General features: G+C 71.2%; 14 protein-coding genes. 8 read left to right on the top strand and 6 right to left on the bottom strand.

All coding sequences use genetic code 11. The features are described from left to right. Positions 1-278 precede the first annotated feature (278 nt). The 5 genes from GFD30_RS12465 to GFD30_RS12445 form a co-directional block, all read right to left on the bottom strand. On the bottom strand, positions 279-1,259 hold the full coding sequence (locus GFD30_RS12465; RefSeq protein ID WP_153025532.1) for a hypothetical protein: 981 nt from the start codon (positions 1,257-1,259) through the stop codon (positions 279-281). Between the two features lie 293 nt (positions 1,260-1,552). Next, a complete protein-coding gene (locus tag GFD30_RS12460) occupies positions 1,553-2,434 on the bottom strand; it encodes an arginase family protein (RefSeq protein WP_322633193.1) in 882 nt (293 codons plus the stop codon). A 357-nt stretch (positions 2,435-2,791) separates the two neighbouring features. Then, positions 2,792-3,265, bottom strand: a complete 474-nt coding sequence (locus GFD30_RS12455) for an iron chaperone (RefSeq protein WP_153025531.1) — start codon at positions 3,263-3,265, stop codon at positions 2,792-2,794. Between the two features lie 220 nt (positions 3,266-3,485). Beyond that, positions 3,486-4,700 carry a glutamate-cysteine ligase family protein gene (locus tag GFD30_RS12450; RefSeq protein WP_153025530.1) on the bottom strand — a complete coding sequence of 405 codons (1,215 nt, stop codon included), beginning with the start codon at positions 4,698-4,700 and terminating at the stop codon, positions 3,486-3,488. Positions 4,701-4,945: 245 nt separating this feature from the next. Next, positions 4,946-6,079, bottom strand: coding sequence for an alpha/beta hydrolase family protein (locus tag GFD30_RS12445; protein ID WP_153025529.1), 1,134 nt, complete (start codon positions 6,077-6,079; stop codon positions 4,946-4,948). Between the two features lie 360 nt (positions 6,080-6,439). On the opposite strand from GFD30_RS12445, the gene GFD30_RS12440 reads away from it, so the two are divergent. From GFD30_RS12440 to GFD30_RS12410, 7 genes are all read left to right on the top strand, one after another. Next, a complete protein-coding gene (locus GFD30_RS12440) occupies positions 6,440-6,775 on the top strand; it encodes a hypothetical protein (RefSeq protein ID WP_153025528.1) in 336 nt (111 codons plus the stop codon). Positions 6,776-7,002: 227 nt separating this feature from the next. Next, a complete protein-coding gene (locus tag GFD30_RS12435) occupies positions 7,003-7,914 on the top strand; it encodes an ABC transporter ATP-binding protein (RefSeq protein ID WP_153025527.1) in 912 nt (303 codons plus the stop codon). 55 nt (positions 7,915-7,969) lie between these two features. After that, complete coding sequence (locus tag GFD30_RS12430) at positions 7,970-8,674, top strand: ABC transporter permease (protein ID WP_153025526.1); 705 nt, start codon at positions 7,970-7,972, stop codon at positions 8,672-8,674. Between the two features lie 5 nt (positions 8,675-8,679). Next, complete coding sequence (locus GFD30_RS12425; protein WP_153025525.1) at positions 8,680-9,936, top strand: sensor histidine kinase; 1,257 nt, start codon at positions 8,680-8,682, stop codon at positions 9,934-9,936. Further along, positions 9,933-10,577 (top strand): response regulator, encoded by a 645-nt coding sequence (locus GFD30_RS12420; protein ID WP_153025524.1) that lies wholly within the window; start codon positions 9,933-9,935, stop codon positions 10,575-10,577. The genes GFD30_RS12425 and GFD30_RS12420 overlap by 4 nt, the downstream gene beginning before the upstream one ends. Before the next feature lie 171 nt (positions 10,578-10,748). Then, on the top strand, positions 10,749-10,994 hold the full coding sequence (locus GFD30_RS12415) for a hypothetical protein (protein WP_153025523.1): 246 nt from the start codon (positions 10,749-10,751) through the stop codon (positions 10,992-10,994). Then, complete coding sequence (locus GFD30_RS12410; protein ID WP_322633192.1) at positions 10,991-11,974, top strand: SRPBCC family protein; 984 nt, start codon at positions 10,991-10,993, stop codon at positions 11,972-11,974. The genes GFD30_RS12415 and GFD30_RS12410 overlap by 4 nt, the downstream gene beginning before the upstream one ends. 176 nt (positions 11,975-12,150) lie before the next feature. Here GFD30_RS12410 and GFD30_RS12405 read toward each other — a convergent pair whose 3' ends face one another. After that, positions 12,151-12,960, bottom strand: coding sequence for a nucleotidyltransferase domain-containing protein (locus tag GFD30_RS12405; protein WP_153025522.1), 810 nt, complete (start codon positions 12,958-12,960; stop codon positions 12,151-12,153). A gap of 207 nt (positions 12,961-13,167) precedes the next feature. On the opposite strand from GFD30_RS12405, the gene GFD30_RS12400 reads away from it, so the two are divergent. Beyond that, a complete protein-coding gene (locus GFD30_RS12400) occupies positions 13,168-13,431 on the top strand; it encodes a GlsB/YeaQ/YmgE family stress response membrane protein (protein WP_153025521.1) in 264 nt (87 codons plus the stop codon). Positions 13,432-13,555 lie beyond the last annotated feature (124 nt).

Below are 13,555 nucleotides of genomic sequence, written 5' to 3'. Positions count from 1 at the left end.
TCTCCTCCCACGTTCGCCGACCCGCACCGACACGTCATCGGACTGTGAACGTATCCGCCGTTCCGTCCCAGAACGTACGCCCGAGGGGGCACCCGGCCGGGGGACCGCCTTCGGGCGGGCCGGCGGACGGGTAGGACACCGCCGGCGCGGAAGCCGCGGTTCGTCGAGGTGGTCGAAGCGCACGTCCCGATCGCACGCGCTGGGGCCCTCGGCACCGAGCGTCGTCGGTCGAGGGCCCCGCTGTGTTGCGAACACCGGCGCTGCCGGCGGTGGAGGCGCTACTGGTGGAACCGCCCGAGCGGCACCTTCACGATCTTGAACTCCGCGTCCGGGTTGCCGATGTTGGCGAAGTTCTCGCCGAAGTTGCCGTCGACCACATAGAGACTGGAGTGGTACTTCTTGGCCGTGGTCGCCCACTCGGCGCCCACATCGAGCGTCGTGATCACCGTTCCAGTGGTGAGCGACCGGTCGAGCCTGATCTTGACGACGCTTTCGGGCGTCACGACGAACAGTTTCCGGTCGATCAGCACGAGCCCGTCGGCGCCCACTGGCAGCGGGCCGCTGAGCTCGATCCGCTGCGCGTCGGCGACTCCTTCGGCGTCGGCGTCGGCGTCGACGAGGTAGAGGGCCCCGCCGGTTCCGTCGGCCGCCACCGTCTGTGCCACGATGAGGTTCCCGCCGCCGGCGGCCACGATGCCGTTGGCGTCGACCTCCTGGTTCGGGACCCAGTCGCCGCCGAGTTCGATCCGTTCGGGCGTACCGATCTCGCCGTCCTTCGCGATCGGCACCTTGAAGAGCTGGGGAGCGAAGGAGTCGGTGAACCAGGCCGCCTCCTTCGTCACGAACACGTCGTTGAGGAACTCGCCGGGGACTTCGACGTCGGCCACCAGTTCGCCCGTGTCGGTGTCGTAGACGCGGAAGCTCGGTGCCACGCCTGGGAAGAAGCTCTCGCCGCCGCCGGCGACCCAGAGCCGATCGAACCGGTCGACGTCCATGCCGATCGCCCGCTTGTCCGGCCCCGGCGAGGGCGCGAACTCCTCGACTTCGCCATCGGGGAGGTGGACCTGCAGGATCGAGCCGTCGACCAGCGAGCCGGTGTACGCGACCCCTTCGTCGATGGCGATGCCCTCGGGTGAGAACCCGTTGGGGAGCTGGATGTCGGTGAGCGCCTTCTCGGCCGACGCTGGCGCGGCGAGCAGGCCGAGGGTCAGGGGCGCGGCCAAGGCGACCGATAGGACGGACGTGAGCGAGCGTTTCATGCTGTTCCCTTCCGAGCCGGACGGCTCGATTCGTATTGCGCGTCTTCGCGGCACCGCACATCCTGCCACCGCGGAGTCGAGTCGTCACGAAAATGGAATGCAGCCGTATGGACATGGCCCAGGATGAAGGAGGAGACGCATGTGAGCTGGGGATAACTCGACTGTGCTGCAGTAGTCATCGACCACTGTGGGCTACCTTGGCGACCGCTACCTCTGAGCACACTGGAGCGACCACTGCCGGTCGGTTCGCCACGCGCGCGCCGCAATCCCGCGTCGGCGTCGGCCGCCGCCGGTCAGGGCAGGACGTGCTCGAGCAGCGCGATGAGGCGCGCTGCGTGGTCGCCGGCCGGATCCAGGTCGGGCCGGAAGTCCGCGACGCTGACGCCGAGGAGTCGCGGTGACCGTGCGAGGGGCTCCATCACCGCCGCGAGCTGATCCCAGTCGAGTCCGCCCGGCTGCGGGTAGCTCACGGCGGGGAGCACCTCGCCGTCGAGCACGTCGACGTCAACGTGCAGCCACATGCGCCGGTCGGGGACCCACGAGGCGGCGCGCCGCCCTGCGTCCGCCGGGTCGACCGCGACGGCCGCGGCGTCGATGCGCTGGAGCGTTTCGGGAACCCTGGCGAGTTCGCGGGCCGAGGCCGCGTCCAGACCGCTCGTGCGGTGCCCGAGCATGACCACCGACTCGGTCGGAACCATGGGCACGACCCCGGCGAGCGAGACGAGCGGTTCCGCGCCGGCGCCGGTCAGCACCGCGAGTTCCATGTCCGCGGTCTCCCCGGTCTCCGAGCCGGGCCCGTCCGAGTAGTCCGGGTGCCCGTCCACGAACCACAACCCGATCTCGCCCACCGCGCGGCGCAGGGCCGGGACGATCCCGAGCAGGATCGAGCAGTCGCCGCCGACCACCAACGGCCGCAGTCCGGGCCGGTCCCGCAGGGCGCGCTCGACGGCCTCCGAGAGCGCGTGCGCCGCACGCAGCGTCTCGGGTAGCGCGAGTACCCCGGTAGCCGCGTCTCGTCCAGCGCCGTCGATCGAGCAGGCGGCATCTCCCGAGTCGCGGCCCACCATGCCTGAGAGCCCGGCTGCACGCAGCGCCGCCGGAGCCGCCTGCTCCCCGCGGCCCGAACCCGAACAGTCCCAGGGCGCGCCCAGCAGGAACCAGTCAGAGGTGATCACGATCGTCGCCCATCAGCAGTGTCGGATGCCCCTCGTATCCCCCGAACGCCGATCGGTCAAACGACGGCCGCCGCCCGTCCCCCGGCGCATCGGGCCCGTTCCGCCGGAGGCTCCCGCCTGATCGCGCACGGCGAGCACACCGGGCCGCGCTGCGCCCGTCCTCCGGTCACGACCCGTCGCTAGACCATGTGTCCCGGAGCGAAGACCCCTCTGCGGCCGGCTCGCTCTCCCCGGCGCGCGCCTTTCCGTCAGGTGGAGCCCCTGCCGCAGGCGACGAACACGGAGCCGCGTCCCGCCGGGACGCGGCTCCGCCGTCACCTCGCGCACTCGCACCGCGCACGGACGAGTCTTCAGGCGTCACCCCACCGACCGCTTGACCAGCTCGGTGATCTGCTTCTCCACAGCAGGGGTGATCTCCTTGAGCGCGAACGCGGTCGGCCACATCTCGCCGTCGTCGAGGGCCGCCTCGTCGTTGAAGCCGAAGCTCGCGTACCGGGCCTTGAACTTCTGCGCGCTCTGGAAGAAGCAGACGACCTTGCCGTCCCTGGCGTACGCGGGCATGCCGTACCAGGTCTTCGGCGTCAGCTCGGGCGCGTGCTCCGTGATGATCGCGTGGAGGCCCTCCGCGAGCACTCGGTCGGTGCCGTCCATCTCGGCGATCTTCTCGAGGACGTCGCGCTCGCCGTCGGCCTTGGTGGCCCGCTTGCCGCGGCGCCGCTCCTTCTTCAGCTCCTCGGCGTGGTCCTTCATCGCCGCGCGCTCCTCGTCGGTGAACCCCGCCGAGTTCTTCGCGGCGGCACCGGTCTCGGAGGCGGTCTTCTTCGCGGTCATCACTGGCTCCTCTTGTGTCGATCGTGATGACTCGATGCTAGTTTTCCCGTCCTGACCTGCGCTTCTCGATTCCTGATCGATGTCGGCGGCAAGCGCCGCGACGGTCGCGGCCGCCCCCGGACGGCCCGCGAAAGGGCGACCGGAGCGGACGAACCGCGGCCCGCGTCCCCTGCTGCGGCAGCCCCGGCCCCGGTGCCTGGAATCGGCTCGAACCGGTCGGCTAGAGCGCCGGCGCCGCCTCCTTCGGCTGCGGCGTGCTCGCGAGGAGGACGTCCAGCCGGTCGTCGGCCGGGCACCGGCCCTGGTCGGTGTAGCGGAGCCTGAACTCGGCGAGGCGCGAACGCAGCCGCTGCGGGGCACCCGTGCGGGCGAGCGCCTCCTGTGCGGCGGTGAAGCAGGCGAGCGCCGCCTCGTGCAGCTCCTTGTCGGTCAGGCCGATGCGGGCGGCCTGCTCCCACACCGGCGCGGGCGGCTGCGTCCGGCCCGCGCACAGCGCCTCGGTGGCCTCGTACGCGGCGTCGGCGGCGCGCCGGTCGTCCATGAGGGTCTCGGCCAGGACCGCGGGCACGATCCAGCCGTCGCCGTCCTGCTGGTCGATCATGCGCAGCTCGAGCCAGCCGCGCGGCCGCACGGGCGGGAAGAGCGTGCTCATGTGGTACCGAAGGTCCTCGGCCGTGGGCCATCGGCCGTCGTGTCCGTCGCGGATCCAGTCGCGCAGGGTCATGCCCGGCGGAACGTCCCATGATCCGGGCGGGTCGCAGCGGTGGCACATGACCTCCGCGTCGAGCACCCAGTTCGCGAAGTCGCGCCGCAGGTCGCCCTCCTCGGAGACCGGGTGGCCCCACCCGGGGAGCTTCGACCACAGGGCCTGGCGGGTGGAGTTCCAGCCGCTGGCGCGCCCGTCGAGTTCGGGCGAGTTCGCGAACGCGGCGATCAGGACCGGTCCGAGCCGGTGCGCGAGGTCCCAGCGGCGGCGCAGATCGGCGTCGTCGTCGCCCGCATCCAGGTTGACCTGCACCGATGCGGTGCCGCACATGACCATGCGGCCCCAGGGCCCCGTGCGGTCGTAGTAGGCCTCCATGGTCCGGTACCGCGCGTCGTCGACGTAGCGGACCGGGTCGCGGACGCCGTCGAAACCGCCGCCGCGGACGGTCTGCCCCCGCGTGGCGAGGGCCGCCTCGAGCGCGGCCTGGTCGGCTTCCGCGGAGACGATGCAGGCGGCGAGGTCGTCGGCCGGTGCGGAGCTCATCTCGACCTGTCCGCCGGCCTCGCGGCTGACGGTGCCGCCGTTGGGCAGGTCCCAACCGGTCTCCAGGTCGCCGCGGGGGTCGACGAGCCATTCGAGCTCGACGCCGACGCGCCGGGAGGGACCGGTGGTGAAGCCCCACCGGCCGATGAGACCGGCCGCCTCGTCCGAGGTCAACAGCGTGTCCATTCCGCCTCTCCTTCCTGCGCCAGGATGCAGAACGCCCCGCACGGGCCCAGTCCCGCTCGGGGGCGCGAGGAGGATGCCCAGAACGGGGCCGGTTAAGCAAACCGGGCCGCTACCTGCATCGATGCAGAGGCTGACGGTCCCCTCAGGCGCAGCGGACGTGCCGTCCGCGGGCTCGGCGGCCGACGCGCGCAGGCCCGGCGGCGCTCGCACGCGGCCGGGCCTGCGCGGTGTCCGCCCGCCGCGGCCTACGGGCTGTGGAAGACGGCCTCGGGCCAGGTCTCGGTCGGACCGTCGAGGACCGGGGCCTCCTCGCCGCGCAAGTGCGCGTCGACGAACGCGGTCACATAGGCGCGGACCAGCTCGACGGCCCGGGCGCCCTCCATCTCCTGGATCGGGATGCCGAGGTCGTCGGCGAACGGCGCCAGGTCGGTGAAGGAGCTGTGCGTGGTCTGCTCGACCTGGATCCAGCGCTTCCAGTCCGACATCTGGTTCCAGGCGGGGATCCAGTCGTCGTTGCCGCCCGGCGCGGCGTTCTCCTCACTGCCGAGGAGCAGGAACGGTTCGTCCACGGGCGCGTCCACGTGGTCGTACAAGGAGCTGTCGAGGACGAAACCCGCGGTGAAGCGGTCATCGGCCTGCACGGCCGCGTGCGCCCCGGAGCCGCCGATCGAATGGCCGCCGACGGCCACGTGCCCGCGGTCGATTCGGCTCCGCCATTCGGAGCCGCGCGAGGTGAGCTCGTCGAGCACGAATGAGAGGTCCTCGGCGCGCTGGGCGGTGACGGTCCCGCCGTCCGGATCGGTCGGGCACGCGAGGCACGGGTTCGTCGTCCCGTCGGGGAGGCCCGTCGGGGCCTCGTAGTTGTGGCCGACCGCGGCGACCGCGTAGCCGTGGCTCGCGAGCTCCTCGGCGAGGCTCGTGAGCGTGGCGCGAGGGAAGCTCCACCCTGGCGAGAGCATCACCAGCGACAGCCTGCCGCGCACCGGTTCGGCGTCCGCGACGGCGTTCGTCTCGACGGACGCGAAGTAGTCGGCGGGCGCGTCGATGCCGAGCTGGTCGACGAACACCGCCGACTCCTCGGCGGTCATGTAGGCCGCGGTCTCGCCCTGGTCCGCAGTGGGAAACCACATCGACACCATGAGCTGCCGGTCTTCCTCAGGGAGCCAGGGGTCGGCCCGGTCCTCGTCCACGAGATGGAGCGTCGTGGTCCCGATGCCGAAGGGCCCGTTCGGTTCGGCCAGCGCAGGCGCGCTCGCGTCGGCGGCCGCGCCGGGGCCGGCGGGTTCGGCCTGCGCGGTGCCGAAGGCGGCGGCCGTCGCACCGGCGGTGACCGCCAGGGCGGTCGCGCCGAGAAGGAGTCGTTTCGCGTGTCGTCGCAACGTCGATGTCCAATCGGTTGGCGGCGCGGGCCCGGCCGGGCCCGCCTCGCCAACCTTGGCGCGCGGAAGCCTCGCCGCCCTGGGCCGAACGACCGGCCGGGGTCGGTACGAAGACGGATATTCGGACGGTCCCGGCATCGCCACGGCTCGGCGCCACGACGAATGGCCCGAGGGACCGCCGAGCGACCCCGTCCGGAACGGCGAACCGGCGGCTGGAAAGGGCCCGCATCTCCCGCCGGAGTTCCGCCGGTGTTCCGCCTTGTGAACAGGCCGCCGGGCTCGAATACTGGCCCTGTCACAGAAGGGAAGTCTATTTTGTTCTCCACATTCGCGAAGCGTGCGCTGGTCGTATGCGCCGCCATGACGGCACTCGTCCTCGGAGCGTCGGGACAGGCGCAAGCGGCCAACGCATATCTGATCCTGAGCGACCGGGACGGCCGGCAGCTCGGGACCATGACCCACTACGACGCGGAGACGGACACGTTCAAGGTCTGCGACACGCAGCGGGACGGTCACGCGGTGACCGGCGTCCTGTACCGGGTCGGGGGGAGCGGCAACCTCCTGGAGATCTCCGACGGCTCCGACGCCGGCTGCAACTCCAAGAGCTACAACATCCGCGCCGGGTACACCTACTACATGGACCTGAGCTGGAACGGGAACTTCGACATCTGGCAGCGCATCCAGATCACCGAATGAGCGCAAGGCCGGGCGCAGCGCCCGGGAACCGCCGGGGGCGCCGCCAGGAATGAGGCGCCCCTGGCGTTCTGCCGCATCCGGCCGGGCGAACCGTCGCCGGAGCTTCGGCGGCGGGCTTGCGGCCAGGGCGCATCGACCAGTCGGTTGATTTCCGGTCCGCACATCGATGCGCCGATGCGCGCCCGAGGGTCGATTCGGCAGGGCCTCGAAGCGGCGAGGCTTGAGCCATGGCAGTCATCGAAGTCGCGAACCTGCGAAAGACCTACTCCGGCCGGGCCGTCCTCGAGGACGTCTCCTTCTCCGTCCAGGAGGGCGAGGTGTTCGGCATCCTCGGCCCGAACGGCGCCGGGAAGACCACCACCGTCGAATGCGTCGAAGGCCTGCGCCGCCCCGACGCCGGCACCATCCGCGTCCTCGGGCTCGACCCCGTCCGCGACGCCCGGGCCCTCCGCGAGGACGTCGGCGTCCAGCTCCAGCAGACCCAACTCCCCGAGAACCTCAAGGTCGGCGAAGCCCTCGACCTGTACGCCTCCTTCTACCGGGCGCCGCGCGACTGGCGTGAACTGCAAGAGGAATGGGGCCTGGCCGAGCTGCGCCGCGCCCGCTTCGGGAAACTCTCCGGCGGGCAGCGCCAGCGCCTGTTCATCGCGCTCGCGCTCGTCGGCGACCCGAAGGTCGTGTTCCTCGACGAACTCACCACCGGCCTCGACCCGCAGGCCCGGCGCTCCACCTGGGAGCTCGTGAAACGCGTCCGGGCCCGCGGCGTCACCACCGTCCTGGTCAGCCACTTCATGGACGAGGTCGAGGAACTGTGCGACCGGGTCGCCGTCATCGACCGCGGCACGGTCGTCGCCCTCGACACCCCCGCCGGCCTCGTCGGCGCCGACGCCGGCCCGCAGCAGATGCGCTTCACGCTCCTCGCGGACACCGACCCGGTGCCGCTCCTCTCCGCGCTCCCCGGCATCACGGCCGTCGACCGCGACGGCGCCCACGTCACGGTCCACGGCACCGGCGACTTCGCCACCGCCGTCGCCGCCCGCCTCGCCCAAGAACACCTGCTCGTCACCGACCTTCGCATCGACCAGCGCTCCCTCGAAGACGCCTTCATCGCCCTCACCGGCCGCCCCTTCGACCACTGAGCACCGCGACCACTTCGCCCGCACGCCGCCGCATCAACGAACCGGAGACGCCGCCATGACCGCCCTCGCCAAACTCACCGCCGTCGAGACGAAGCTGCTCCTGCGCGAGCCCGGCTCACTCGTCAGCATCCTCATCCCCCTGTTCTTCCTCGTCGTCTTCGGCGCGTCCACCCCGAAGGACGACACGGTCCTCCTCCCCATGGGCATGTCGATCGCCGTGGGACTCATCGGCCTCTACCTCCTGCCCACCACCCTCGCCGGCTACCGCGAACGCGGCATCCTCCGGCGCCTCTCCACCACGCCCGTCAAACCCGGCAACCTCCTCGCCGTGCAGCTGCTCCTGCAACTCGCGCTCCTCGCCGCGGCGACCGCGCTCCAGCTCACCGTCGCCGGGGGCGTCCTCGGCATCCAGCTGCCCTCCCGCGCCCTGCCGGTCGCGATCGCCTGCGCCCTCGGCACCGCCGCGATGTTCGCCGTCGGCCTGCTCATCGCCGCGCTCGCCCCGAACGGCCGGGCCGCCAACGGCATCGGCGTCCTCCTCTACTTCCCGATGGCCTACCTCGCAGGTCTCATCCAGCCGGTGGCGCAGATGCCTGCTAGCCTGGCGCGCGTCGGCGAGTACACCCCTCTCGGCGCGTTCAGGGCCGGCCTGGCCCAGGCCTGGACAGGCCAGTCCCCTGACCTGCTGCCGCTGATCCTGCTGGCCGCGTACACGGTGGTCATCAGCGCGATCGCAGCGCGCTGCTTCCGATGGGAGTAAGGGACATGACGGGCGCGACCGGGCGGCTCGACCGCTGGGAGCGGCGGCTCCAGACGCACATGCGGCTCGCACCGTACGGGCTCCTGGCGGTCTCGCTCGGCCTCTACTGGCTCACGGTCGAAGCGGCCTGGGCCGACCGGCTCGAAGTCCTCGGCCTCAGCGCGCTAGCCGCCGCCTGGATGCGCTTCCTCCCGCCTGCCAGACCCGCCCGGGTCCCGGACGCGGCCTGGCAGGGCCTGTACATCGCGGGCCTCATCGGCGCCATCGCCGTCCTCGGCTCCCACGCCGTCTGGTTCACGACGTTCTTCGGGTTCACCGGTTTTCTCCATTCGTGGTGGTTCCTCAAGAGCCCGTGGAACTTCGCGGGCGTCGCCGCGACCGCCGCAGTCAGCGTCGCCACCTACACCGGGGTCCCGGACGGGCCCGCCGAAGCGCTCACCTTCGCGCTGTTCACCGCCGCCATCACCGCTCTCGTGGCGCTGTTCAGCTTCGTCGGCGACGTCACCGCCGAGCGCAGCGCCGAACGCAAACGCACCGTCGAACGCCTCGAAGCCGCACTCGCCGAGAACGCCGGCCTCCACGCGCAACTGCTCGTCCAGGCACGCGAAGCCGGCGTCATGGACGAGCGCCAGCGCATCGCCGCCGAGATCCACGACACCCTCGCCCAGGGCCTCACGGGGATCATCGCGCAGCTCCAGGCCGCGCCCGGGGAACCGGACTGGCGGCCCCGGGTCGAGAAGGCCCTGCTGCTCGCCCGGGCGAATCTCGCGGAGGCGCGCCGGACCGTGCACGCCGTGGGCCCCGCGCAGTTGGAGGCCGCCGCGCTCCCCGAGGCGCTCGAGACCGTGTCGGGCCACTGGTCCGACCTGCACGGGATCCCGGTGGCGGTCGAGGTGACTGGTACCTTTCGGCCCATGGACCCCAGTGTCGAGGGCACGCTCCTGCGCGTCGCCCAGGAATCCCTCGCGAACGCCGGCAAGCACGCCCGTGCCGGCCGCGTCGGCATCACGCTCTCCTATATCGACGACGTGGTGGCGCTCGACGTGCTGGACGACGGCCGCGGCTTCGACATCAAGGCGGTCGCGGACGGCGGAGGGTTCGGACTGGACGGGATGCGGCGGCGCGTCGAACGGCTCGGCGGGACGTTCGCCGTCGAGTCCGCGCCCGGTGAGGGCACGGCCGTCTCGGCCACGGTGCCCGCGCTGGACCGCGACCGCGTCGGTGCCGCGGTCCGTGCCGATCCCGAACGGGCGCAGGCATGACCGGGGCGCCGATCCGCATCCTCATCGCCGACGACCATCCGGTCGTGCGGGACGGCTTCCGCGGCATGTTCACCACCGAGCCCGGTTTCGCGGTCGTCGGCGAGGCCGGGAACGGGTCCGAGGCCGTCGCGATGGCGAAGGCCCTGCACCCTGACGTGATCCTGATGGACCTGCGCATGCCCGTCATGGGCGGCGTCGAGGCCATCCGCGAACTCGGCCGCACCGGCCCGCCGGTCAAGGTCCTGGTGCTCACCACGTTCGACACCGACCAGGACGTGCGGCCCGCGATCGAGGCCGGCGCCACCGGGTACCTGCTCAAGGACACCGGCCGCACTGACCTCGTCAAGGCCGTGCGCGCGGCCGCCCGGGGCGAGGCGGTGCTCTCGCCGACGGTCGCGAGCCGCCTGATGAGCCAGGTCCGCGCGCCCCAGGAGGCGTTGAGCGACAGGGAGATCGAGATCCTGCACCTCGTCGCCGAAGGCTGCTCCAACAAGGAGGCCGCCAAGCGCCTGTTCCTCAGCGAGGCCACGGTCAAGACCCACCTGCTGCATCTCTACGCCAAACTCGGCGTCAACGACCGCGCGGCGGCAGTCGCCGTCGGCTTCCGCAAGGGCCTCCTCCCGCTGGCGGACGAGCACTAGTACCGCGGGCGCGGACGGTCGGCCCTGCACCTGGGCGCCCCTCCGATGAATGCACCAGGTCAGGTCAGGGCGTGCGCTGCCGAGGCACGGCCGGCGGTGCGCACCGGGCTCATCGCGGACCGACGAGCAACCAGGGTTGACAAGTATCGATGAGCAACCTAGGTTGACGGTATGGAATCAGCGCAGATTGCGACGGTCGCCGCTGACGTCAGCGACCCGCGCGCCGGGCTTCGCGCCGTGGCGTCGCTGCGGGTGCTGGCCGACAGGCTCGAATTGCGGCAGGTCGAGGCGGCCCTGCGCTCCGGCATGGGCTGGCAGGCCATCGCCGACGCGCTCGGAGTGACCCGGCAGGCAGTGCACAAGAAGTACGCGAAACGCATCGACCCGACCATCCGCCCCTCGAGGAGAAGCACGTGAGCAGGTTCCTCGGCATGGCCGCCACCGCTCACGCGCTGTCGCTCACCGCGATGGAGGAGGCCTCGCGGCGCGGGCAGCGCGAAGCCGACATCGACGATCTGTTCCTCGCACTCGTCGTCGAGGAGCAGATCGCCGGCCAGGTGCTGCGGTGGGCCGGCATCACGCTCGACGCCGCACGCGAGGCGGTCGCCGCCCTGCATGCGGCGCAACTGGAATCGCTCGGCATCACCGCCGACCTCCCCGGCCCGGACCGCATCGTGTTCCACGAGACCGGCGGCTACGAGTGGACCGGGCGGGCCCTCGACGTCTTCGATCGCGCGAGCCGGAAAGGGAGCAAGGGCGACGGCGTCGCGGTACTGCGAGCACTCCTGGCCGAGCCGAGCGGGATGATCGAAGACCTGCTGCACCGGCTCGGCACCGCGCCCGCGGAAGTGCTGGCGCGCCTTGACGAGGCCGAGCGGCTCCCGGCGCGACCGGCACCGCGGCATCCCGCTTCCGGAGCACTGTCAGGCTCCGCGGAGAAGTTCGTGCCCGCCCCGGTTCCGGCCGTGTGGGCGATGCTCGCCGACCCCGCGCGCATGCCCGAGTGGGATCCCGGCATCGCACGCGTCGAGCCCGGCGAGGAGGCGGGTCTCCTCGGCGGGACCTGGGTGGCCCTCGCGCCGACCCACCGCCCCGACGGGAGACGACTCGACATCAAACCGGAATTCCGACGCCGGCGGGTGGAGCTGCTGGACGCCGACGAGGCCTCCTTCATCAAGTGGCGCTTGTCCTTCCCGGACGCGACCCGCGCGAACCCCCTATGCATCGCCATCATCCTCGAGCCCGCGGCCGGCGGCACCCTGCTGGGCATCACGCTGGAGTGGCAGCGCATCCGGAAGAGCCGGGTCCTCGGCCCGCTCCTGCGCCCGTGGCAGAAATTCGCCATCTGGATGCAGCTCAGCCAGATCGGCGCCGCGATCAGCCGCGCCTTCCGATGACGAGGAGCGAGGGCCACGGGAGACGGTCAAGGCGCAGAGCACCGGAGTCGAGTTCAGTCACATCGATCCGCCTGCCAATGGAGGTTCCCGCTCCCGCAAGCGATCCCGGAGCCGAGTGCAACGCCGGGTAGCGGACACGGTCCCGCCGGCGCTGGTCGTTGCGTTCGTTCACGTCCCTACTCGGCCGCCCCGGGGCGGATCCGACCGACGACCTCGTTCAGATACCGCGTCGCGAGGCCCGCCGCATCATGGTTTCGGTCGAAGGCGACATCGACGTCATCGGTCCACTGGCGATAGAGCTCGACACAGGCGAGAAGCGCCTTCCCCACCTCGCCCCTGTCGGAGCCGCAGAGAGTCGCCTCGAGCCGCGCCGCGGCATCGGGGTCGATCGCCTCGAGGCGCCGCACCCCTTGCAGCAGCTTTCCGTGGCGGTGCTGGATCAAAGGACCGAACACGGTCTCCCGGAGAAAGGCAATGAATCCGATGGCCTCGAGCAGCTCGCCCCTGGCCAGCTTCGTGGCACCGTAGTGGATCCACACCCAGAACCGGTCCTCGATCCACTGAAGGTCCAGCCGGGGAGGAGCGGGCGGAGTCGCGGCGAGCGCGGCCGAAAGGCGTCCGTCCCGTTCCCAGAGCACCCGAAGCCCATCGACCCGGGTCGCGAAGTCGGTGAGCCTGACGAATTTGAAATCGACATGCAGCGCCTGGGGGCCCATGAGACTGATGATGAGTCGGGGTTCCCCGACGTGCTCGCCCGTGAATCCGGCGACGAGCGGCGACCATGCGGCTATGAGGGCGAGCCGCCCACGCATCACCTCGTCGAACTCGTCGTCCTCGATCGCCAGCACCAGGTCGATGTCGGAGTACTCGTCAGGGACACCGTTGGCGATGGACCCGCCGGCCGCCACGCCGACGATCCGCGGGTCGGACCGCGTTCGGGGCAGCAGACCGTCGAGGAAACGCTCATGCACATCGGGCAGGGACATCGTTCTCCTTTCCTGTGGGAGCAAAGTTTTCGAGCGTAACACCCTGGACTGGACGAATCAATCGATGAATGAGAACGGCCCGGTCGCGGGCCCTGACGGGACCGCTTGGCGCGCCCGGCATCGCTTCTCGTCGGTGAACGAGGTGTGGAAAGGGGACGTGGGGGTAATGAGAAGGAACCTCAGCCCAACGAACATGGAGGTTCCAACATGATCGGTTTCATCGTCGCCGGGCTCATCATCGGTGCGCTGGCGCGCCTGATCAAGCCCGGTAAGCAACGCCTCGGCATCATCGCCACGCTGCTGCTGGGCATCGTCGGCTCGGTAATCGGCGGGACCATCGCGAACCTGCTGGGCACCGGCGACATCTGGGAGCTGAACGTCCTCGGCTTCGTCGTGGCAGTCATCGCCTCGATCCTGCTCATCGGCGTCGCCGAAGCGATCGCCGGGAACCGCCACAAGACCGCCCACTAGCCATGAGGACGCATCGGGGCCCGTTCGCGCTGCGAGCGGGCCCCGACCGTGTCTCGTGAGGCGATGGCGACCCGGCATCCGTCGGCCCAGCGGAGAACCCGCCCGCGCCGCTCCTCGAACGGCC

Source organism: Glycomyces albidus (genome assembly GCF_009451885.1).
In the GTDB taxonomy this organism is placed as follows: Bacteria; Actinomycetota; Actinomycetes; order Mycobacteriales; family Micromonosporaceae; genus Glycomyces; species Glycomyces albidus.
This window is presented reverse-complemented; position numbering and strand designations above follow the sequence as displayed.

Bases quoted from the DNA above. Each gene is read 5' to 3' on its own strand.
- GFD30_RS12465 (WP_153025532.1), bottom strand. From the start codon at position 1,259: ATGAAACGCTCGCTCACGTCCGTCCTATCGGTCGCCTTGGCCGCGCCC.
- GFD30_RS12455 (WP_153025531.1), bottom strand. From the start codon at position 3,265: ATGACCGCGAAGAAGACCGCCTCCGAGACCGGTGCCGCCGCGAAGAAC.
- GFD30_RS12450 (WP_153025530.1), bottom strand. From the start codon at position 4,700: ATGGACACGCTGTTGACCTCGGACGAGGCGGCCGGTCTCATCGGCCGG.
- GFD30_RS12440 (WP_153025528.1), top strand. From the start codon at position 6,440: ATGACGGCACTCGTCCTCGGAGCGTCGGGACAGGCGCAAGCGGCCAAC.
- GFD30_RS12435 (WP_153025527.1), top strand. From the start codon at position 7,003: ATGGCAGTCATCGAAGTCGCGAACCTGCGAAAGACCTACTCCGGCCGG.
- GFD30_RS12430 (WP_153025526.1), top strand. From the start codon at position 7,970: ATGACCGCCCTCGCCAAACTCACCGCCGTCGAGACGAAGCTGCTCCTG.
- GFD30_RS12425 (WP_153025525.1), top strand. From the start codon at position 8,680: ATGACGGGCGCGACCGGGCGGCTCGACCGCTGGGAGCGGCGGCTCCAG.
- GFD30_RS12420 (WP_153025524.1), top strand. From the start codon at position 9,933: ATGACCGGGGCGCCGATCCGCATCCTCATCGCCGACGACCATCCGGTC.
- GFD30_RS12415 (WP_153025523.1), top strand. From the start codon at position 10,749: ATGGAATCAGCGCAGATTGCGACGGTCGCCGCTGACGTCAGCGACCCG.
- GFD30_RS12405 (WP_153025522.1), bottom strand. From the start codon at position 12,960: ATGTCCCTGCCCGATGTGCATGAGCGTTTCCTCGACGGTCTGCTGCCC.
- GFD30_RS12400 (WP_153025521.1), top strand. From the start codon at position 13,168: ATGATCGGTTTCATCGTCGCCGGGCTCATCATCGGTGCGCTGGCGCGC.